Annotated in this window: 16 protein-coding genes; 9 read left to right on the forward strand and 7 right to left on the reverse strand. The window is 69.9% G+C overall.

Annotated elements, in window-relative coordinates; genetic code table 11:
- Positions 1-53 precede the first annotated feature (53 nt).
- The 3 genes from Q1A87_RS06680 to Q1A87_RS06690 all read left to right on the forward strand — a co-directional run bounded on the left by Q1A87_RS06680 (position 54) and on the right by Q1A87_RS06690 (position 4,714).
- Positions 54-2,204, forward strand: coding sequence for an esterase-like activity of phytase family protein (locus Q1A87_RS06680; RefSeq protein WP_299648633.1), 2,151 nt, complete (start codon positions 54-56; stop codon positions 2,202-2,204).
- Positions 2,205-2,322: 118 nt separating this feature from the next.
- The gene (locus tag Q1A87_RS06685) at positions 2,323-3,879 is read left to right on the forward strand and encodes an alkaline phosphatase D family protein (RefSeq protein WP_299648636.1); all 1,557 of its coding nucleotides are present in this window, start codon (positions 2,323-2,325) and stop codon (positions 3,877-3,879) included.
- A gap of 178 nt (positions 3,880-4,057) precedes the next feature.
- Positions 4,058-4,714, forward strand: coding sequence for a hypothetical protein (locus tag Q1A87_RS06690; RefSeq protein WP_299648639.1), 657 nt, complete (start codon positions 4,058-4,060; stop codon positions 4,712-4,714).
- On the opposite strand, the gene hpnE is transcribed toward Q1A87_RS06690, so the two are convergent.
- The 3 genes from hpnE to Q1A87_RS06705 are packed head-to-tail and all read right to left on the reverse strand — an operon-like array spanning position 4,613 to position 7,599.
- Entirely contained in the window at positions 4,613-5,863 is a 1,251-nt protein-coding gene (hpnE, locus tag Q1A87_RS06695; protein WP_299648642.1) for a hydroxysqualene dehydroxylase HpnE, read from the reverse strand. The two genes, Q1A87_RS06690 and hpnE, sit on opposite strands and share 102 nt — an antisense overlap.
- On the reverse strand, positions 5,864-6,730 hold the full coding sequence (locus tag Q1A87_RS06700) for a squalene/phytoene synthase family protein (RefSeq protein WP_299648645.1): 867 nt from the start codon (positions 6,728-6,730) through the stop codon (positions 5,864-5,866).
- Positions 6,727-7,599 carry a squalene/phytoene synthase family protein gene (locus tag Q1A87_RS06705; RefSeq protein WP_299648648.1) on the reverse strand — a complete coding sequence of 291 codons (873 nt, stop codon included), beginning with the start codon at positions 7,597-7,599 and terminating at the stop codon, positions 6,727-6,729. The genes Q1A87_RS06700 and Q1A87_RS06705 overlap by 4 nt, the downstream gene beginning before the upstream one ends.
- A 229-nt stretch (positions 7,600-7,828) precedes the next feature.
- On the opposite strand from Q1A87_RS06705, the gene crtI (Q1A87_RS06710) reads away from it, so the two are divergent.
- The 6 genes from crtI (Q1A87_RS06710) to Q1A87_RS06735 all read left to right on the forward strand — a co-directional run bounded on the left by crtI (Q1A87_RS06710) (position 7,829) and on the right by Q1A87_RS06735 (position 14,468).
- Positions 7,829-9,397, forward strand: a complete 1,569-nt coding sequence (gene crtI, locus Q1A87_RS06710; protein ID WP_299648651.1) for a phytoene desaturase family protein — start codon at positions 7,829-7,831, stop codon at positions 9,395-9,397.
- A complete protein-coding gene (crtI, locus tag Q1A87_RS06715; RefSeq protein ID WP_299648654.1) occupies positions 9,394-10,905 on the forward strand; it encodes a phytoene desaturase family protein in 1,512 nt (503 codons plus the stop codon). The genes crtI (Q1A87_RS06710) and crtI (Q1A87_RS06715) overlap by 4 nt, the downstream gene beginning before the upstream one ends.
- Positions 10,886-11,689 (forward strand): lysophospholipid acyltransferase family protein, encoded by an 804-nt coding sequence (locus Q1A87_RS06720; protein WP_299648657.1) that lies wholly within the window; start codon positions 10,886-10,888, stop codon positions 11,687-11,689. The genes crtI (Q1A87_RS06715) and Q1A87_RS06720 overlap by 20 nt, the downstream gene beginning before the upstream one ends.
- Complete coding sequence (locus tag Q1A87_RS06725) at positions 11,673-12,839, forward strand: glycosyltransferase family 2 protein (protein ID WP_299648660.1); 1,167 nt, start codon at positions 11,673-11,675, stop codon at positions 12,837-12,839. Before Q1A87_RS06720 ends, Q1A87_RS06725 begins: the two co-directional genes overlap by 17 nt.
- A complete protein-coding gene (locus tag Q1A87_RS06730) occupies positions 12,836-14,206 on the forward strand; it encodes an aldehyde dehydrogenase family protein (protein WP_299648663.1) in 1,371 nt (456 codons plus the stop codon). Before Q1A87_RS06725 ends, Q1A87_RS06730 begins: the two co-directional genes overlap by 4 nt.
- Positions 14,207-14,345: 139 nt before the next feature.
- On the forward strand, positions 14,346-14,468 hold the full coding sequence (locus Q1A87_RS06735; RefSeq protein ID WP_299648666.1) for a hypothetical protein: 123 nt from the start codon (positions 14,346-14,348) through the stop codon (positions 14,466-14,468).
- A 16-nt stretch (positions 14,469-14,484) separates the two neighbouring features.
- Here Q1A87_RS06735 and Q1A87_RS06740 read toward each other — a convergent pair whose 3' ends face one another.
- The 4 genes from Q1A87_RS06740 to Q1A87_RS06755 all read right to left on the reverse strand — a co-directional run bounded on the left by Q1A87_RS06740 (position 14,485) and on the right by Q1A87_RS06755 (position 19,928).
- Positions 14,485-16,176, reverse strand: coding sequence for an ABC transporter ATP-binding protein (locus tag Q1A87_RS06740; RefSeq protein ID WP_299648669.1), 1,692 nt, complete (start codon positions 16,174-16,176; stop codon positions 14,485-14,487).
- Between the two features lie 4 nt (positions 16,177-16,180).
- On the reverse strand, positions 16,181-17,242 hold the full coding sequence (locus Q1A87_RS06745; RefSeq protein WP_299648672.1) for an ABC transporter permease: 1,062 nt from the start codon (positions 17,240-17,242) through the stop codon (positions 16,181-16,183).
- Positions 17,243-17,251: 9 nt separating this feature from the next.
- Entirely contained in the window at positions 17,252-18,208 is a 957-nt protein-coding gene (locus Q1A87_RS06750) for an ABC transporter permease (RefSeq protein WP_299648675.1), read from the reverse strand.
- Positions 18,209-18,320: 112 nt separating this feature from the next.
- A complete protein-coding gene (locus Q1A87_RS06755) occupies positions 18,321-19,928 on the reverse strand; it encodes an ABC transporter substrate-binding protein (RefSeq protein WP_299648678.1) in 1,608 nt (535 codons plus the stop codon).
- Between the last annotated feature and the right edge of the window lie 90 nt (positions 19,929-20,018).

The raw sequence follows: 20,018 nt of genomic DNA on the forward strand, positions 1-20,018 counted from the left end.
ACCGACAAGTTCGGCGCGCAGGAGCCGGTCACGCACAGCTCGAAGGTCCGACCATGACGATCCGTCTCAGCATCCTGACGTCCACCGCCCTCGCCGCCGCCATGCCGGCCTTCGCGGAGGAGATGGCGTTCGACCGCATCGCCAGCTTCCCGGTCGCGCGGAACTCCGACGGCGCGGCGGAAAGTTCGGCCGAGATCATCGCCGCCACGACGGACGGGATGACGCTGGTCTATTCGGACAGCCCGCTCGGCGCGATCGGCATGGTCGACATCACCGACCCCGCCGCGCCCGCGCCGCTGGGTCACATCGAGGTCGGGGGCGAGCCGACCGCCGTGTCGGTGCTGGAGCGGACCGCCTTCGTCGCGGTCGACACCTCGGAGAGCTACACCGACCCGTCGGGCGTCGTGACGAGCTACGGGATGGACGGCACGCAGGGCGCGACCTGCGACCTCGGCGGGCAACCCGACAGCACGGCGATCGCCCCGGACGGCAGCTTCATCGCCATCGCCGTCGAGAACGAGCGCGACGAGGAGGCGGGCGACGGCCGCGTGGGGCAGATGCCCGGCGGCACGCTCGCCATCGTCGACATCGCGGACGCGGCGCTCGACTGCGCGAGCCTGCGCTTCGCGGATCTGACGGGGCTGGCGGAGATCGCGCCCGAGGATCCCGAGCCCGAATTCGTCGACGTGAACGACGCGGGCGAGATCGTGGTCACGTTGCAGGAGAACAACCACATCGCCATCGTCGGCGCGGACGGGACGGTGCTGTCGCATTTCTCCGCCGGCACGGTCAGCCTCGACGGGATCGACGCCAGCGACGACGGCGCGCTGGTCTTCGACGAAAACCTGTCGGACATCCCGCGCGAGCCCGACGGCGTGCAGTGGATCGACGCGGACCATGTCGCCATCGCCAACGAGGGGGACATGGACGGCGGCACGCGCGGCTGGTCTGTGATGGACCGCGACGGAAACGTGGTCTGGGACAGCGGCGCGACGTTCGAGCACGCGCTGGTCGAGGTCGGGCACTACCCGGACGCGCGCTCCGACGCGAAGGGCGTGGAGCCCGAGGGGATGGAGTTCGCCACGTTCGGCGGCACGCCCTACGTCTTCATCCTCGCCGAACGCGCCTCCGCCGTAGGCGTCTACGACGTGACCGACCCGGCGAACCCGGTGCTCGCGCAGATCCTGCCCTCCGGCATCGCGCCGGAGGGGGCCGTGGCGATCCCCGAACGGAACCTCCTCGTCACCGCGAACGAGAGCGATCTGGGCGCGGATGGCGGCGCGCGGAGCCACGTGATGATCTACGAATACCGCGAGGGGGCGCCGAGCTATCCGCACCTGACCTCCGCCGGGGCCGACCGGCTCATCGGGTGGTCGGCGCTGTCGGGCCTCGCCGCCGATCCGGAACGGCCGGGCATCTTCCGCGTCGTCAACGACAGCTTCTTCGGCGCGCAGCCGACCATCTTCACCATCGACGCGACGCAGGTTCCGGCACGGATCACCGATGCGACGGTGGTGACGCGGAACGGCAACCCGGCGCAGAAGCTCGACATCGAGGGGATCGCGCCCGACGGCGAGGGGGGTCACTGGCTCGCCTCCGAGGGGCGGACCGACCGGCTGATCCCGCACGCGATCTACCGTGTCGACGCGACTGGCGAGATCACCGAGGAGGTCGCCTTCCCGCCCGAGCTCCTCGCCCACGAGACGCGCTACGGCGCCGAGGGGATCGCGATGGTCGACGGCCGGCTCTGGATCGCGATGCAGCGGGACTGGGCGGACGACGCGGAGAACATGGTGAAGCTGGTCTCCTACGATCTCGAGAGCGAGGAATGGGGCGCCGTCCTCTACGAACGTGCCGCGCCCGAGGCGGGCTGGGTCGGGCTGTCGGAGATCACGGTCCACGGCGAGCACGTCTATCTGATCGAGCGTGACAACCAGATCGGCGCGGCGGCCGCGATCAAGCGCATCACCCGCGTGCCCGTGTCCGAGATGGTGCCCGCGCCCCTCGGCGGCGCGCTGCCGGTGGTCGGCCACGAGGTCGCGATGGACCTGCTGCCCGCGCTCGCCGCGACCGGCGGCTACGTCGTGGACAAGGTCGAGGGGCTGGCCTTCGACGCGGACGGGAACGCCTGGATCGTGACCGACAACGACGGGGTGGACGACAGCTCGGGCGAGACGCTGCTCCTGAACCTCGGCCCGCTCTGACGCGGCTTGCGGGCCGGTGCGACCGGCCCGCCTGTTACCTTAGCGTCACCGGATCGTGTCCGTAATGTCGCAGGGGCCTGCGAGGACGCGCCGAGTTCATTCGCACAGGAAACCCGCCATGCCCTCGTCCCTCATCCGACCGCACCGCCGCGCCGTGCTGGCCGGCGGCGCCGCGATGGCCGCCGTCCTCGCCACGCCCTCGCTGGTGCGCGCGCAGTCCCGCCCCGCCTTCACCCACGGCGTGCAATCGGGCGACGTCGACGCGTCCTCCGGCATGGTCTGGACGCGCACCGACCGCCCGGCCCGCATCCGAACCGAGATCGCGACGACCGAGAGCTTCGCCGATGCGCGCGCGCTCGCCCCGATCGACGCGCTGCCGGAGAGCGACCTCGCCGTGAAGCGCCTGCTCGCCGACCTGCCGTCGGGGCAGGACGTGTTCTACCGCTTCACCGCCGAGGCGCTCGACGACGTGAACGCCGTTTCCGAGCCGATCACCGGGCGCTTCCGCACCGCGCCGGGCGACCGCCGCGACGTGCGCTTCGCCTGGTCCGGCGACACGGTGGGCCAGGGCTGGGGCATCGACGCGGAGGGCATGCGCACGTACGCCGCCATCGCCGGGCGACAGCCGGACTTCTTCATCCATTCCGGCGACACGATCTATGCCGACGGCCCGCTGGAGGAGCGCGTCGAGCTGCCCGACGGGGGCGTCTGGCTGAACGAGATCGTCACGCCCGAGAAGCGCAAGGTGGCCGAGACGCTCGACGAGTATCGCGGCCAGTGGAAGTACAACATGATGGACGCGCATCTGCGCGCGATGAACGCGGCGCTGCCGACCTTCTTCCAGTGGGACGACCATGAGGTGGTCAACAACTGGTCCGCGTCGAAGGACCTGCTCTCCGACGACCGCTACAGCGTGAAGGAGATCGGCGTGCTCTCCGCCCGCGCCGGCCGCGCCTTCCACGAGATGACGCCGATCCGCTACGTCCCGGAGGAGCCGGGCCGCGTCTATCGCAAGATCGCCTACGGCCCGCATCTGGACGTGTTCTTCCTCGACATGCGCTCCTATCGCGGGGCCAACAGCGACAACCTGCAGACGGAGGCGGGCGACGCGACCGCGATGCTCGGCGCGCGGCAGATCGCCTGGCTGAAGCGGGCGCTGGCCGACAGCCGCGCGACGTGGAAGGTGATCGCCTCCGACATGCCCATCGGCCTCGTCGTGCCGGACGGGGACACGATGTTCGAGGGGGTGGCCAACCGCGAGGACGGTGCGCCGAAGGGTCGCGAGCACGACGTCGCCGAGGTGCTGCGCTTCATCCGCGCGGCGGGGGTGAAGAACACCGTCTGGCTGACGGCGGACGTGCATTACACCGCGGCGCATCACTACAGCCCCGACCGCGCCGCGTTCCAGGATTTCGAGCCGTTCTGGGAGTTCGTCTCCGGCCCGATCCATGCCGGGACGTTCGGGCCGAGCGAACTCGACATGACCTTCGGGCCGGAGGTGCGCTTCGTGAAGGCGCCGCCGGAGGGCCAGGCGAACCTGCCGCCCTCGGCCGGCTACCAGTTCTTCGGCCTCGTCGACATCGAGGGGGCGAGCGGCCGGATGACGGTGCGGCTGATGGACCGCGACGACACCGAGCTCTGGTCCACCACGCTCGACCCCGACACCACGATCTGACCCGGATCGCCGCGCGGCCCGGCCGGGCCGTCGCGACCTGCCCGCCGGTCGCCGCCGGAACCGATCCACGGGGGCGGGCATTGCCCTGAAGGGGTCGGGCCCGTATCCATGCGGAGCCCGCCCCCGCAGGAGGAAGCCCGAGGATGTCGTCGTGATGCCGGCCGATACGTTCTGAACGATGCTGCCGGTCGTCGGAATCGTCCTCGCCTGCGCCGCACTCTCGGCGCTTCTGCCGATCTTCACGGCGATGTCGGGGATCCGGTTTCCCCGCCGCCTCGTCGTCGGCACCTTCGTCTTCGCACTCACCGCGCTCCTCTACGGGGAGTTCGCCGACGGCTACGAGGCGCTGCCGTGGTGGGACATGCTCCTGCATGTCGTGAGCGCCGCGGTCCTGTCGGTCGCCGGAATGGGGCTCGCGCTTCTGCCCACGGCCGGCGGCCGGGCCCGGACCTCGATATGGCTGCTGGCGGTGCTGGGCTTCGGCTTCTCGATGATGGTCGGCACGATGTGGGAGATCATGGAGTTCACGCTCGACCAGGTCTTCGGCTACAACACGCAGGCGAGCGGCCTGATGGACACGATGACGGACACGATCGCGAACCTCGTGGGCGCCGTCTTGGGCGCGGTCGCGGCGCATCAGGCGGTCACGTTCGGGCGGCGCATCCCGCCGGCGGGCGTGCTTCTGGACTTCGTGGAGAAGAATCCGGTGATCTACGGTGCGTGGCGGGGGCCGTCAGGCGGCCTGCGCGGCGAGGCGCGCGGCGGCGAGGCCGGAGCGGACCGCCCCCTCGAGCGTCGCGGGCAGCCCGGTCCCGACATGGTCCCCGGCGAGTAGCAGGTTCGGCCAGGGCGTGCGCGCGGCCGGGCGGCGGACGGCGCCGGCGGGCGACTGATCGAAGGTCGCGGCCTTCTCCCGCAGCAGTCGTGCCACCGGCATCGCGGCGGGAACGGTCCCGCCATGCGCGGCGATCGCGGCGGCCACGTCGCGCCAGAGCTGCCCGAGCGCGGCCTCGCGCGACAGCCCGTCCACCTCCGACGCTTCGGCCGCCGAGACGGTGACGGAGACGACGTCGCCGCGCCGGAACAACCATTGCGCCGCGCCACCGAGAAGGGCCAGCACCGGCGGCAGGCCGCTTTCCGGCGCCAGGAAATGCGCGTTCACGATGGTGCGGCCCGGGCCCGGCACGTCGATCTGCGGCAGGAGCGTCGCCGCCTGACGCGCGGGGACGGCGAGGATGGCGGCGTCGCCCGGGCCGAGCGCGACCGGGCCGTCCGCCGTCTCGATGGCGTCGAGACGGTCCGTGCCGCGCAGGGCGGCGGCGGCGGTGCGGTAGCGGATGCGGACGCCGCGCGCTTCAAGGAGCGGCAGCGCGGGATCGACGAGCGCGGGGCCGAGCCCGTCGGGCGCGAAGACCGGCCGCACCGCGCCCGCCCCCCGTGCGAAGCTCCGCAGCAGCGCCGCGCGCAGGAGGGGGGCGCTGCCGGTCTCGGGCGGCTCGTTCAGGACGGCGCGGGTCATCGGGTCCCAGAACGCGTCCCAGGCCGGACCGCGCGCGACGACCTCCGCCACGCTGGTCGTGCGGCGGGCGGCAAGGAGGCGGGCGGTGTCGCGGCCAAGCGCGAGCGCGGAGACGCCGGGCGGGCGGGCGGCGCGGCGGAGAGCGCCGAGCGGGCCCGGACCGGGCCGGATCGTCCAGCGCGCGCCGGTGGCGAGGTCGAGGAACGGAAACGCCGCCTCCCCCGTCGACAGCGCGTCGGCCCCGCCGATGCGCGCGGCCCAGTCGAGCACGGCGCGGTTGCCCGACAGGATCAGATGGTTGCCGTTGTCGATCACCCGGTCGAGCCGCGTGTCGCGATAGGAGCGGCAACGCCCGCCGGCCTTCGGCGACGCCTCGAGCATCTCCACCGTGTGCCCCGTGCCCGACAGCCGTTCGGCGGCGACGAGGCCGGCGAGCCCCGCGCCGATGACCCAGATGCGCCCCATTCAGACGGGACGCGCGACCGCGGCCAACCCGTCCGCGACCTTGCCCAGGCGCGAGCGCACGGGCGGCGGGCGGGACCAGTCGGCCTCCCACCGGCGGAGCAGCCGCTCGTAGGGGCCCATCATCATCAGCGCGGGCAGGAGCGGCGTGCGGCGATGCGCGGCGATCTCCACGGCGGCGGCGTCGAAGGCCTGCCGCGCTTCGCGGCCGAGCAGCGCGCGGGCCTGCGACAGCCGGGGATGGCGCGCGACCTGCGCGGGGTCCTCCGGCAGGCCGGCGGCGCGCAGCACGTGCGCCGGCAGGTAGAGACGGCCCATCGCCGCATCCGTCTCGACGTCGCGCAGGATGTTCATCACCTGCAACCCGCGCGCGAGGTTGAGCGCGAACCGCTCGGAACACGCGCCGCGCCATGCGCCGAAGCAGAACATCGACAGGATGCCGACGGAGCCCGCGACGCGGCGGATATAGGCCGAGAACAGCTCGGCATCCGGGGCGACGATTGCGGCGGCATCCATGCGCATCCCTTCGACAACCATCACGAATTCCCGCTTGGGCAGGTCGATCCAGTCGAGCGTCCGGGCGATCTCCGCGCCGATGGCGGTGCGGGGCATGCCGTCGAAGGTTGCGTCGAGCTCCGCCTCCCAGCGGTCGAGCAGGGCGGCGCGGCTGGCGGAATCGACGGCCTCCGGTGCGTCGCCGTCGGCGATGTCGTCCACCGCACGGCAAAGCGCGTAGACCGCGTGGATCGCCCGACGGCGGCGCTGCGGCAGGATGCGCATGCCGGCGGCGAAGCTCGACCCGGCCATCGCCACGACACGGCGGACCTCGTCCCGGTCGGCCCGTTCGCTGGTCGCCCGGGCGAAGCTCATGGCGCGAACCACAGGCTCGAGAGACCGGCGCGGGCGAAGTCGGCCCGGCGAAGCGCCACGCGCCGGGCGAGCGGGTCGCCCCGACGCAGCAGCGCATGCAGGCGCCGGGCGAGGGCGACGGTCGCCGCCGCCTGCATCCGCAAGCCGCGCGAGGCGATCAGAGTGGGCAGCGGTGCGGCCTCCGTCAGGAGCGCGTCGGTCGCCTCCAGCGTCCGGTCGACCACGCGCCGAAGCGCGGGCGTCAGGGCGGGACCGACCAGATCGGCGTCGGCCGCCCCCTCGGCCGCCATCCAGTCGCCGGGCAGGTACCGCCGTCCGAGGTCGCGGTGATCCTCCGCGATATCCTGCAGGTGGTTCAGGACCTGCAACGCGGCGCAAAGCGCGTCGGACGGCCCGTGTGTCACCGCGTCCTCGCCATGCACCGCGAGGAGGAACCGGCCGACCGGCGCGGCGGAGACGTCGCAATAGGCCATCAGATCGGCCCAGTCGGCGCAGGCGATCCCGCCCGCGTCCCGGCGGAACGCCACGAGAAGCTCGCCCGCCGCGGCGAGGGCGGTCGCGTCGGAGGGCGTGCGGCCGTCGTCCAGCGCGCGGCGTAGCGCCGCAGCCGGATCCTTGCCGTCCTGCCCGGAGAGAGCGCGATCTAACGCGTCGAGCCGGCCGAGCTTGGCCTCGGGCGACGCATCGGGATCGTCGGCAATGTCGTCGGCGGCGCGGGCGAACCGGTAGAACGCGACGACCTTGCCACGCGCATGCGGCGGCAGGAGGCGCGAGGCCACGGGAAAGTTCTCCCGTCGCGCCGCACGGTCGAGATCCGTCGTGGCCCGGTCGGTCCGGGTCTCGTTGCGGCGTTCTTCGGCGAGCGTCATGTGGCGTTCGGCCCCGGCAGACGATGGTTGCGTGACAATCCCGGGCAACGACTTAGGTCGCCCGCTGTTGCGGAGAAGATACTAACATGTTTCATCCCCCTGCCCTGCGACCCGGTGTCCTACCCGGCACTTCGTCGTCTGGTCCCGGGGGAACCATCAGGCCATTGTCCGGATTTGGCAATCCGGGTTCGCGGTGGACCGGGGCGGCGATGACGAGGGGGAACGAACGATGAATGCGCTGGGTGGACGTTTCGCGGGGCGCCGGGCCGATGCCCGCCGCGCCGTGGTGATCGGGGCCGGCCCCGGTGGTCTGGCCACGGCCATGCTCCTGCGGGCCTCCGGAGCAGAGGTGACGGTGTTGGAGCGGGAGGACCGCGTGGGCGGTCGCACCGCGAGCTTCACGCAGGACGGCTTCACCTTCGATTACGGCCCGACTTTCTATCTCTATCCGGAGATCCTGCGGGAGATCTTCGGCGCCTGCGGCTACGACCTCGACGCCGAGGTGGATCTGCGCCGGCTCGACCCGATGTACCGGCTGCATTTCCACGACGGCAACACGTTCGACGCGACGCCCGACATCGAGCGCCTGACGGCGGAAGCCGCGCGGATCAGCCCCGAGGATGCGCGGAACGTGCAGCGCTATCTCGACTCCAACATCGCCAAGTTCGACGCCTTCCGGCCGATCCTGCAACGTCCGTTCCACGGGCCGCGCGACTTCATGCGCGCCGACATGGTGCGTGCGCTGCCCAAGCTGCGCCCCTGGCTTACCGTGGATCAGGACCTGCGCCGCTGGTTCAAGCATCCCGACCTGCGCCTCGCCTTCAGCTTCCAGTCCAAATACCTCGGGATGAGCCCGTTCAAATGCCCGTCGCTCTTCACGATCGTGGCGCATATCGAATACGGCTTCGGCGTGTTCCACCCGATCGGCGGCTGCAACGCGATCCCGCGCGCGATGGCCCGGGTGGCGACCGATATGGGCGTGGACATCCGCCTGTCCGCCCCGGCCCAGGAGATCGAGTTCGACGGCCGCCGCGCGCGGGCCGTCCGCATCGAGGGCGAGACGATCGAGACCGATGCGGTGGTGATGAACGGCGACTTCGCGACCACGGCCAAGGCGCTGATCCCCGACCGCCTGCGCCGGCGCTGGACCGATGCGAAGATCGATTCGAAGAAGTATTCCTGCTCCACCTTCATGCTCTATCTCGGGCTCGAGGGACGGCTCGACGATCTGCATCATCATTCGATCCACATGTCGTCGGACTACGTGGAGAACATTCGCGAGATCGAGGCGGGCCTCGCGCCGGAGGAGCCGACGATCTACGTCCAGAACGCCTCCGTCACCGACCCCACGCTCGCGCCCGAGGGACATTCGACGCTCTACGTGCTGGTGCCGACGGGCAACCTGAACGGCGCGGTGGACTGGGACGAGATGGGGCCGCGTTACCGCGAGAAGATCCTCGACCGGCTGTCCCGCCTGACCGGTCACGACATCCGGCCGCGCATCCGCACCGAGCGGATGATCACCCCGGCCGACTGGGAAAGCCGAATGGGCATCTTCCGAGGCGCGACCTTCAACCTCGCGCACAATCTGGGCCAGATGCTGCACTGGCGGCCGCGCAACCGGTTCGAGGACGTGGACGGCGTCTACCTCACCGGCGGCGGCACGCATCCGGGCTCCGGCCTGCCCACCATCTTCGAGAGCGCGCGCATCGCCTCGAAGCTCGCGGCCGAGGATCTGGGCTTGCCGGTCCCGAACGTGCAAAGTCTGGGCGAGTCGCTCGAGGAGGCAGCGAAATGAGCAGCGTCGGCATCATCGGAGGCGGCCTGGGCGGGCTTGCCGCGGCGGCGACGCTGGCGGCGCGCGGCCACAAGGTCACGCTTCTGGAGAAGAACGCCTGGCTGGGCGGCAAGGCGGCGGAACTCTCCGAGGAGGGGTTCCGCTTCGACATGGGTCCGACGATCCTGACCATGCCCCGCGTGCTGGAGCGGGTGTTCGCGGAGTCCGGACGAAACCTCTCGGATTATCTCGACCTGCGCCGGCTCGACCCGCAATGGCGCTGCTTCTACGACGACGGGACCGTGCTCGACCTGTGCGACGACCCAGCGGAGGCGGCGCGCGAGATCGGCAAGCTCAGCCCCGCCGACGAACAGGGCTTCCAGCGCTTCATGGAGGTGGCCGACCGGCTCTCGGACGTGTCGGACAAGTTCTTCTTCTGGCGCTCGGTCGAGGACCTGCGCGACACGATGAACCTGAAGGAGAACATGACGCTCTCGACCCTGTCGGACGTCATGGCGCTGCGGATGCACCGCACCGTGGCCGGGCAGATCAAGAAGAACGTCCGCGACCCGCGCGTGGCGCAGATGCTGGAGCACTTCATCCAGTATATCGGCTCCTCCCCGCTGGCCGCGCCGGCCGTCCTTTGCGGCATCGCGCAGATGCAGCAGGGCGAGGGGGTCTGGTACCCGATCGGGGGCACCCGCGCCGTGCCGATGGCCCTCACCCGGCTGGGCGAGGAGCTGGGCGTCGATTACCGCACCGGCGTCGACGTGGAGCGCATCGAGGTCGAGAATGGCCGCGCCGTGGCCGTCGTGGCGAACGGCGAGACCCTGCGCTTCGACAAGGTCGTGTCGAACATGGATTCGGTGCGCACCTACCGGGAGCTCGTCGGCGGCAAGGCTTGGCAGGATTTCGGCTACAAGTCCCGCGAGGCGGCCTGCTCCGGCATCGTGCTCTATCTCGGGCTCGACCGGGCCTACGAGCATCTGGCGCATCACAACTTCGTCTTCTCCCGCGACCCGAAGGAGGAGTTCGGCGCGATCTACGACAAGGGCGTGCCGGCGCCCGACCCGACCGCCTACATCGCCGCGCCCGCGCGGACCGAGCCCGGCGTCGCGCCGGAGGGGGGCGAGGCGCTCTACATCCTCGTCCACACGCCGCATCTGCGCCCCGGCCACGACTGGTCCACGATGCTGCCGGTGGAGCGTGCGAAGATCATGGAGAAGCTCGGCCGCGCCGCCGGGATGGAGGACCTGCAGGAGCGGATCGTGTTCGAGCGGGCGCTTACGCCGCAGGACATCCACGACCGCTACAAGGTGCTCGACGGGGCGATCTACGGGTTGGTGAGCCACGGCCGCGTGAACGGCGCGTTCAAGCCCGGCAACCGCTCCCGGCAGGTGCGCGACCTCTATCTCGCCGGCGGGAGCGCGCATCCGGGGCCGGGCATGCCGATGGCGCTGATGTCGGGCTGGATCGCCGCCGACAGCCTGCACCAGGACGCCATCGCCAATGCCCATGCCGCCGAGTAGCGGCGGGACGATCCCGGACGATCCGGTCGCGCGCCTGTCGCCACGAATGGTCCGGTTCTTCAACGGCGTCATGCGGCGGCAGATGCGTCGCGCCTTCCGGGGCGTGCGCGTGCTCCGGGCCGGGCGCCCCGACGTGCCCGCCGACCGGCCGGTGGTCGTCTACGGGAACCATCCCGGCTGGTGGGACCCGGTCTTCTTCATCGTCCTGCAGGAGACGCTGTTCCCCGGGCGGCAGGGCTACGGCCCGATGGAGGCCACGGCGCTCGAACGCTACCCGTTCATGAAGCGGATCGGCATCTTCGCGGTCGATCCGGAAAGCCGGGCCGGCGGGGTACGATTCCTCAGGGTCGGGACGCATCTGCTCGACGATCCGTCCCGGACCCTGTGGATGACGGTGCAGGGGCGTTTCGCCGACCCGCGGGAGCGCCCCGTCACGCTTCGGCCCGGTCTCGCGCATCTGATGGCGCGGGTGCCGGGCGCGATGGCCCTTCCCGTGGCCCTCGAATACCCGTTCTGGTCCGAGAAGCGCCCCGAGGCGCTGGCGGCGTTCGGCGCCCCACTCGTCGATGTCGGGTCGGCCGCGGCGTGGCAAGACGCGCTGGAGGCGGGGCTGACCGCGACGCAGGACCGCCTCGCGGCGGCCGCGATGGCGCGCGATCCCGCCGCGTTCGAGACGATCCTCGGTGGCGCTCGGGGGGTCGGGGGCGTCTACGGCCTGTGGTCGCGGCTCCGGGACACCGCCGCGGGACGCGGGCACGATCCCGATCATGTGGCCGGCGAGTGAAGGGGCGCTGATGAACTCCGTCCTGACCCTCCTCGCCGTCGTCGGTCTCGTCCTCGGATCGCTTTACACCATCGTCACGCTTCTCAATCTCGCGATCTTCCGATCCCCTCCGCGGGCGAAGGGACGGTCCGGGCATTCCGTCTCGATCCTGATCCCCGCCCGCGACGAGGCCGGCAATATCGGGCCCGCGCTCAAGGCGGCCCTGTCGCAGGACGGCGCGGAGGTCGAGGTCGTCGTCCTCGACGACGGCTCCACCGACGGCACGTCCGGCATCGTGGCCCGGGCCGCCGCGGCCGATCCGCGCGTGCGGCTGATCCGCGGCGCCGCCCTGCCCAAGGGCTGGAACGGGAAGCAGCATGCCTGTCACCAGCTGGCGGCCGCGGCGACCCATCCCGTCCTGCTTTTCGTCGATGCCGACGTGCGCCTTGCCCCTGATTGCGTCGGGCGGATGCTCGGCTATCTGGAACGCAGCGCGCTGGATCTCGTCTCCGGCTTTCCGCGACAGATCACCCGAACGCTCGGGGAACGCATCGTCATCCCGCAGATCCTCGTCCTCCTGCTGGGGTATCTGCCACTGCCGATGGCCCGTATCGCGAAGTCCGACGCGCGCTTCGCGGCGGGCTGCGGCCAGCTGATGATGGTGCGGGCCGAGGCGTATCGGGCGGCCGGCGGCCACGCCGCGTTCCGCGACCGGATGCATGACGGGCTGAACCTGCCGCGAAACGTGCGCCGGGCCGGAGGACGCACCGACATCCTCGACGCGACGCCGCTGGCGCATGTGCGGATGTACGACAATTGGGCGGATATCTGGGCCGGGTTCACCAAGAACGCGACCGAGGGGATGGCCACGCCGCGCGGCTTGCCGATCTGGACGGTTCTGCTCGCCGGCGGCCATCTGCTGCCGCCGCTCGTCGCGCTCGTGGCCCTGGCGGCAGGCGCGGGCTTCGCGGCGGCGATCGCCGGTCTGACGACGGCAGCGGTTCTGATCGCCCGAAGCGCGCTGGCCGTGAAGGCGCGGCAATCGCCGCTCGTCGTCCTGCTGCACCCGGTCGGGGTCGCGGTGACGCTCTGGATCCAGTGGTCCGCGCTTCGTGCGGGGCGGCGGGGCCAACGGGCGATCTGGCGCGGCCGGGCCTACGACGTCCATTGACCGCGACCGTCATCACCGCCCATGCCCGCCTGCGCCGGGCCTTCTCCCTCGAGGACGTGCCGCCGGTCGCCGCGCGGATCGCGCGGCTGAAGCAGCTGGGCGACGCGCTCCGCGACCGCCGCTCCGACCTGATCGCCGCGATCGACGCCGATTTCGGCCCGCGGGCCGAGAGCGAGACGATGACGGCTGAGCTGGCCTTCCTGCGCACGGGGCTGAAGCACACGATCCGCCACCTGCCGCGCTGGTCGCGGCCCCGGACCGCGCGCGTGCTGCAACCCGTTCCCGGCCGCACCGATATCTGGACGGAGCCGAAGGGCGTCGTGGGCATCCTGTCGCCGTGGAACTACCCGTTGCAACTGGCGCTGATGCCGCTGATCTCGGCCGTGGCGGCGGGCAACCGGGTCCTGCTGAAGCCGTCCGAGCGCAGCCCCGCGACCACGGCGGCGTTGGCCTCGCTCTTGGAGGCGGTCTTTCCCCCCGACGAGCTCGCCGTCGTTACCGGCGGTCCGGATGTGGCGCAGGCCGTGGCTGCCCTGCCGCTCGGGCACCTGTTCTTCACGGGCTCCACGGAGACGGGGCGCAAGGTCGCGCAAGCCGCCGCGCGCACCCTGACCCCGGTCACGCTGGAGCTCGGTGGACGCAGCCCCGCCGTCGCCTTGCCGGACGCGTCGCCCGAGGACCATGCCCCGATCATTGCGTGGGGGGCATGGCTCAGCGCGGGGCAGACCTGCGTCGCGCCGAACCATCTCTGGGTGCCGAGGGACAGCGCACCGGCCTGGACCGACGCCCTGCTCGATGCGGCGCGCGGCTTCCTGCCCGACGATTACACCGCGATGATCGACGCGCGCGCATTCTCCCGGATGGAGCGCATGATCGCGGAGGCGCGCGAGGGCGGCGCGCTGGTCCGCGTGACGGAGGGCGAGGTGCGGGGCCGTCGGACGATCGCGCCGACCATCGTCGTCGACCCGCCACCCGACTCCGCGCTGATGACGGAGGAGATCTTCGGCCCCGTCCTCGTGGTGCTGACCTATCGCGACCCCGAGGAGGTGATCGTCGCGGAGGCCGACGCCTCCCCGCTGGCGGCCTACGTCTTCGACAGGGACGCCGCGCGCGCCCGGCGGTTCCTGACCCGCCTGCGTTCGGGCGGGGGTGCGGTGAACGCGACGGTGCTGCATCTTGCGGCGCATGACCTGCCCTTCGGCGGGATCGGGGAAAGCGGCTACGGCGCCTATCACGGGCATCGCGGGTTTCGCGAGTTCAGCCATGAGCGCGCCGTCTTCACCGCGGCACGCGGACCGTGGCTCAGGATGCTGCTGCCGCCGTATTCCGAGACCGCCCGCCGTCTCTTCCGGCGAATGACGCAGTAGCGCCGCGGTTCCGTGCCGCCCGCGCACACGCGTAGTTGCGACAATTGCCTGCAATCGGATCTTGCCCGGTGAAATGCGCTCGACTAACGGCGAAAGGGGGGCCGTCCGAAAACGGCCGCTGATTCCCACGGAGGGTGCCATGCTGTCGCGCGATGATCTCATCCGCGAATATCGCAACCGGGTCGGCAGCCTGCCGGGGCTGGTGATCGTCTATGCGTGCATCGTGGGGACGATGGCGCTGACGGCGATGACCATCGTCTGAACCGACCGGCCCGCCGTCAGGCGGATTGCGTTTTCTCCGATCCGTCCTTCGTCTCGCTGCCCGCCTCGCCGATATTGTCGACGCCGCGCTCTTCCAGGAGCGTGGTGAGCCAGTTCGGGTCCATCTCCGGCACGGAGGAGAGGAGGAGATCCGTATAGGGGTGGTGCGGCGGGGTGAACATCTGGTCCTTCGGCCCCTGCTCCACCACGCGGCCGTTCTGCATGACGACCACCTCGTCGGCGATCGAGCGGACGGTGGCGAGGTCGTGGGTGATGAACATGTAGGCCAGGTTCAGCTCTCTCTGAAGGCGGTCGAGCAGCTTCAGGATACCCTCGGCCACGAGCTGATCCAGCGCGCTCGTCACCTCGTCGCAGATGATGAAGTCGGGCTCCGCGGCCAGCGCACGGGCGATGCCGATCCGCTGCTTCTGGCCCCCGGAGAGCTCGGGCGGATAGCGGTTGTAGTATTTCGACGGCTCGAGCTCGATCAGGTCGAGCAGCTCGTCCACGCGCTGCTTGAGCGCCGGTCCCTTCAGCCCCGAATAGAACTGCGCCGGCCGGCCGATGATCTCCCGGATGCGGACCTTCGGGTTCAGCGCGGTGTCGGCCATCTGGTAGATCATCTGCGCCTGACGCAGCTGGTCACGGGTCCGGTTCGTGTATTTCGGCGGCAGCGGCTCCCCGTTCAGGAGCACGTCGCCCTTGGACGGTGGCAACAGCCCGGTGATGACCCGCGCGGTGGTGGACTTGCCGGAGCCGGACTCGCCCACGACGGCCACGGTCATGCCGGGATAGATGTCGAAGGACACGTCGTCGAGCACCTTGTCGCCCCCGGTATAGGACGCGTCGACACCCCGGACGGAGATGATCGGCTTGGTCCCGTCGGTCGGCCGGGCCTTTTGCGGACGCTTGAAGCTGCGCACGGCCCAGAGCGACTTGGTGTAGTCCTCCTGCGGGTCGGAAAGCATGCGGTCGGTCGACGCCTGCTCGACCTCCTCGCCCTTCAGCAGGACCTTGATCGTGTCGGCCATCTGCGCGACCACGGCGAGGTCGTGGGTGATGTAGATCGCGGCCGTGTTGAACTGATCGACGATGTCGCGGATCGCGGCCAGCACCTCGATCTGCGTCGTCACGTCGAGCGCGGTAGTCGGCTCGTCGAAGATGATGAGGTCGGGGCGGCAGGACATCGCCATCGCCGTCATCGCGCGCTGCAGTTGGCCGCCGGAAACCTGGTGCGGGTAGCGGAATCCGATTTCCTGCGGGTTGGGCAGGCGCAGCCGCTCGTAGAGTTCCTTCGCGTCCTCCTGCGCCTCCATCCGCTTCTTGATGCGGTAATGGACGGGCGCCTCGGTATGCTGGTCGATGATCTTGTGGGCCGGGTTGAACGACGCGGCCGCCGATTGCGCGACATAGGCGATGCGGGAGCCGCGAAGCGCGCGGCGCTCCCCCTCGGAGGCGGTGGTAAGCTCCATTCCGTCGAACTCGATCGAGCCGCCGGAGATTCGCGTCCCGTCGCGGGCGTATCCCATCGCGGCGGCGCCGATCGTGGACTTGCCCGCGCCGCTCTCGCCGATGAGGCCCATGACCTCTCCCCGGTGGAGCTTCAGGTCGACGCCCTTGATGATCGGCACCCAGGTCTCGTCGGAATAGCCCTCGATCCGCAGATCCTCGATATCGAGAAGGACGTCCTTGTCGCTGAAACGACCCATGCGATTACCCTTTCAGGCCGGAGGACCGGAACAGCATCCAGTCGACCACGAAGTTGACCGCGACCGTCAGCAGCGCGATGGCCGCCGCCGGGATCAGCGGAGTGACGTCGCCGAAGGAGATCAGCGTCGCGTTCTCCCGCACCATGGAGCCCCAGTCCGCCGTGGGCGGCTGGATGCCGAGGCCCAGGAAGCTGAGGCCGGCGATGAGGAGGAAGACGAAGCAGAACTCGAGCCCGAACTCGGCGACGAGGGGTGCGGTGGAGTTCGGCAGGATCTCCCGGCGGATGAGATACCAGTCGCCCTCGCCGCGCAGCTTCGCCGCTTCGATGTAGTCCATCACCACCACGTTGCCCGCGACCGCGCGGGTCAGGCGGAACACGCGGGGCGAGTAGATCACAGCGACCACCACGACGATCACGAAGAGGTTGGTTCCGAAGATCGACAGCATCAGGAGCGCGAAGATGAGCGAGGGGACCGACATGATGACGTCGGCGAAGCGGCCCATGAACTGATCGAACCAGCCGCCCTTCACCGCCGCGAGCAGCCCGGCGAATGCGCCCATCACGAAAGCCAGGATCGTCGCGGCGAGGGCGAGGCCGACCGTGTTGCGCGCGCCGTAGATGATGCGGCTGAAGATGTCGCGGCCGAGCTGGTCGGCGCCGAGCAACATGTTGGCGTCGGGCGGCGCGAAGGAGGTGGAGATCACCTCGGCCTGTCCGTGCGGCGCGATCCAGGGCGCGAAGATGCCGGCGATGGCGTAGGTGAAGATCACGAACATCCCGAACGCTGCGGTCAGTGGCGCGGTGCGAAGCTCCCGCGCGAGACCCGGCCGCGCGATCTGTACGAGGAACTCCTTGAAAGCGTAGGACACGCCCGCCGCCAGCGAGAGCACCGCCGCGAGCGTGGTGATCGTGCGCAGCGCACCGACGCCGCCGATGATGCCCGCCACGAAGGAGACCAGCGTGAGCGAGAACAGCAGCATGAAGACGCGCCGCCGCTCGAAATAGACCGCGAGACAGGAGGCCGCGATCAGGATCGTGTAGTAGCCGATGACGAAGACGCTCATGATCCGCCTCTACTTTGGGTGCCGCAGGCGCGGATTGGTCAGGATGGACCCCACATCGGCGGCGAGGTTCAGCAGGATGAAGGTCGCCGCGAAGATGAGGCAGCAGGCCTGCACGATCGGGAAGTCGCGCTTGGCCACAGCGTCGACGAGAAGCTGGCCGATGCCGGGATAGACGAACACCACCTCGACCAGCACGACGCCGGTGATGAGGTAGGCGAGGTTCAGCGCGACGACGTTGATGATCGGCGCCCAGGCGTTCGGCAGCGCGTGCTTCACGATCACCTTCCAGGGCGGCATGCCCTTGAGCCGCGCCATTTCGATATAGGGGGACGCGAGCAGGTTGATGATCGCCGCCCGCGTCATCCGCATCATGTGCGCGGTCACCACGAGTACGAGCGTCAGCGCCGGCAGGAACGTCCGCTCCAGGAGTTCGCCGAAACTCATGCCCGCCGACAGGCTCGAGATGGCCGGGAACCAGCCGGTCTTCACCGACAGGTACAGGATCAGGACGTAGCCCAGGAAGAACTCGGGCGAGGAGATCGAGGTCAGCGTCAGGATGTTCGCCGCCCGGTCGAAGAGCGTATCCCGCATCAACGCGACGAGCACGCCCAGGACGATCGCAAAGGGCACGGCGATGACCGCGGCATAGGTGGCGAGGAACAGCGTGTTGAGGAACCGCTGCGTGATCGCATCCCCGACGGAGCCGCCGGATATGAGCGAGACCCCGAAATCGCCGCGGACCGCGCCGCCGAGCCAGTCGAGATAGCGCACGATGGCAGGGTCGTTCAGGCCCATCCGCTCGCGCAGGGTGGCCACGGTTTCCTCCGTGGCGCCCTGCCCCAGAACGGCCTGGGCGATGTCGCCGGGCAACAGCTCGACGGCGAAGAAGATCAGGATCGAGACGACCAGAAGCGTCACCAGCCCCAATCCCAGCCGTTTCATCACCAGTTTGAAGATGTCGGACATCCGTACCTCCGGCCTGCCGATCCGGCCTTGGCATGCCGGCGTCTCATTGTCCGTTCGGGATGGGCATCGCAGGCGATCCGGCCCGGTCGAACCCGGGCCGGATCATGCGAGATCAGTCGGTGAACCACCAGCGGCTGGCGGCCCGGGCGCCGTCGTTCTCCCAGCTCGCAGCCAATTCTTCGGGCGTGCCGACATTGGCGCGGTTCGCGTAGACGAAGTTGTTGAAGAACGGGATGATGGTGCCGCCATCGTCGCGGGCCAGCGTCGCCATCTCGGCGTACATCTCGGCACGCAGCGACTCGTCCAGTTCCGACTTCGCCTGCAGTAGGAGCTCGTTGAAGCGCTCGTTCTGCCAGTGGCTCTCGTTCCAGGCCGCGTCGTCCTTGTAGGCCAGCGTGTACATCACGTCCGGCGTCGGGCGTGCGCCCCAGGAGACGAGGCAGAACGGCTTGGTCAGCCAGACGTCGGAATAGTAGCCGTCGTTCGGCTCCCGCACGACGTTGATGTTGATCCCGGCCGCCCGGGCCTGTTCGGCATAGAGAACGGCCATGTCGACCGCGCCGGCATAGACGCTGTCGGCGGCGCTCAGATTGACCGTCAGGCCCTCGGCCCCGGCCTTCTGGAGAAGCGAGCGCGCCTGGTCGGGATCGTAGTCCCGCTGCGGGATCCCCTCGGGATAGTAGGGCTGCGCCGGCGAATGGTGGAAGTCGTTGGCCTTGGTCGCCGCGCCGAAGGTGATCTTCTCGATGATCTCGTCCCGGTTCATGGCGAGCTTCATCGCGTTGCGGACGTCGACATTGTCGAACGGCGCCTGGTCGCAGAACATCGGCATGGTGATCGCCGCGGCCGAGGGCACGTTGTGGATGTCGAGGTTCGGGTCGCGCTGCAGGAGGCCCATCGTCTTGAGCTCGATCAGCGAGACCGCGTGCACGTCGCCGGTGACGAGCGCCGTCTGCCGGGCGTTCGGGTCGTTCAGCGTCAGGATCTCGACCGTATCGAAATAGGCCCCCTCGCGGTGCCAGCCATCGTGCCGGCTCAGCGTGAACTGCACGCCCCATTCGCCCGAGTCGATCTTGTAGGGACCGGAGCCGTCGCCCGACTGCCAGTCGATCGTGCCGTCGTCGTTCGCGGGACAGATGGCGAAATGATAATCCGTCATCAGCCACGGCAGGTCGGCATTGCCGCGCGACAGCGTCACGACGATCGTGTGGTCGCCATCCTTGGCGATGTCGGAGACGTCGGTCAGCAACGCTTTGGCCGCCGAAGTCGTGTCGTCGCCCCGGTGGTGGTTCAGCGACGCGATCACGTCGTCGGCGGTGACCGGCTTGCCGCTATGGAAAGCGGCCTCCTGGTTCAGATCGAAGGTCCACTCGGTCGCGTCGTCGTTCGCTTCCCAGCTATCGGCGAGGTCGGGCCCGAGGGACCCGTCGCCCATGATCATCGTCAGGTAGCTGCGATGGGTGTGGGCGAGGAAGATGTTCTGCCGGGTGACGTAGGTGCCCGGATCGTGCGTGTCGGACGTGTTGCCGTCGTGCAGACCCCAGCGGAAGTTGCCGCCGGATTTCGGCTGCGCGGCTGCCTTCGTCGTCCAGAGCCCCGTCGCGGTGGTCGCCGTAAGGCCAGCAGCGACGGAGTAATGCATGAAGTCGCGGCGCGAGATGCGGCCTTGCCGCGCCGCATCGGCGAGCCGGTCGAGTTGCGCTTGGTTCTTCTTCGACATGATCTCTCCCATTCTCGTGGCGGCGCACCTCGTAGACACGCCCTGTCATTAGGTTGCAAGCCCGCCGTTGCGAACCCGCATCGTTCCTAG

Source organism: uncultured Jannaschia sp., from assembly GCF_947494055.1.
In the GTDB taxonomy this organism is placed as follows: Bacteria; Pseudomonadota; Alphaproteobacteria; order Rhodobacterales; family Rhodobacteraceae; genus Jannaschia.